The following is a 1,447-nucleotide window of genomic DNA, read 5'->3' as shown; positions in this document are numbered from 1 at the left end:
GCCGCCCTACCTTTCAGGGATGTCCGCGGTCCGCGAGGATCGGCGGATGCAGGTGGAGCGGGTATGGCTTTCATGCCTGCTGCCGGTGATGGTTCAGAGTGCTGTGCCGCCCGCTCCACCACCTGGTTCTGACCGCTGATTAGGCACTGCGAACCATCGCTATGTAGGGCGTTGACGGCGGAATCGGGACGCACCACACCGTGTGATCGACCGGAGGTTCGATGGCAGTAAAAGCAGGCATCGATGTCGCCAAGGAGTTCCACTGGGTCGCGATCGTCGCCGCCGAGACCGGGAAAGTCCTGCTCTCCCGGCGCGTCGACAACGACCCGGACAGCATCGACGCCCTGATCGCCCAGCTGCGCCAGGCCGAAGCCGAGCACGGCGAGCTCACCGCCGCGATCGACCTGATGGGCGGAGTGGCCAGCTTGCTGACCGCCATGCTGCTGGAGGCAGGTGTCCGCCTGGTCCACGTCCCGGGCCTGGTGGTCAACCGAGCCCGCCGCGCCAGCAAGGGCGGCGAAGCCAAATCCGATCCCCGCGACGCGGCCACCATCGCCGACCAGCTGCGCCTGCGCGACGACTGGCGCATCGTCACCGCCGAGGACGACATCACCCTCGACCTGCGGATGCTGGTCTCCCGACGCCGTGAACTCGTCATCGATCAGACCCGCCGCCTCAACCGGCTGCGCGAAACCCTGGCCGGGTTCTTCCCCGGCCTGGAACGCGTCGTGGACGTGACCAACCTCAGCGACCTGCGGCTTCTGGTCCGCTTCGTCACACCGGAAGAGGTCCGCGAAGCCGGACGCGACGGCCTGATCGATCACATGCTGGCCGCGGGCGTCCGCCGCAGCTATGCCGAACCCTTGGCAGGCAAGGCGATTGCGGCCGCTCAGGCCCAGCATGTGATCGTTCCCGGGCAGAAGCGCATGGCCGAGTTCGCCCGCGAGTTCGCCACCGACGCGATCGCGGCCCGGCACCGCATCGGCGAACTGGAGAACCAGATCGCCGACGGGCTCGACCGCCACCCTGACGCGGCCCTCGTCCGAAGCCTGCCGGGGATGGGGGCCACCCTGACCGCGGAATTCCTCGCGGAGGCAGGAAACCTGGACCGCTTCACCAGCGCCGATCAGCTCGCTTCGGCCGCCGGCCTCGCGCCGGTCCTGCAGCAGTCCGGGAAGATGAACTACCTGCGGCGAGCCACCGCCGGCAGCAAACACCTGAAGTTCATCTTCTACCAGTCCGCGTTCTGCGCGATCCGCACCGACCCACTCAGCAAAGCTTTCTACCAGCGCAAACGCGCCGAAGGGAAGCGCCATCACCAGGCACTGATCGCGCTGGCCCGACGACGCATCAACGTCCTCTACGCGCTCCTGCGCACCCGCCAGCCTTACCAGGCCGACTACCGACACACCACGGCTACCGCTGCTTGACATAAACATTAGGCAGC

Annotated in this window: 1 protein-coding gene; it reads left to right on the top strand. The window is 67.3% G+C overall.

The genetic code is table 11. The features are described from left to right. The first annotated feature begins 221 nt into the window (after nucleotides 1–221). Nucleotides 222–1,430: an IS110 family RNA-guided transposase gene (locus BMZ92_RS36650; protein ID WP_091517282.1), complete on the top strand. Its 1,209-nt coding sequence runs from the start codon at nucleotides 222–224 to the stop codon at nucleotides 1,428–1,430. Nucleotides 1,431–1,447: the final 17 nt, after the last annotated feature.

The organism is Amycolatopsis sacchari (assembly GCF_900114035.1).
Classification (GTDB): Bacteria; Actinomycetota; Actinomycetes; order Mycobacteriales; family Pseudonocardiaceae; genus Amycolatopsis_E; species Amycolatopsis_E sacchari.
Note: the sequence above shows the minus strand (reverse complement) of the source record. Positions and strands in the feature narration are given on the sequence as shown.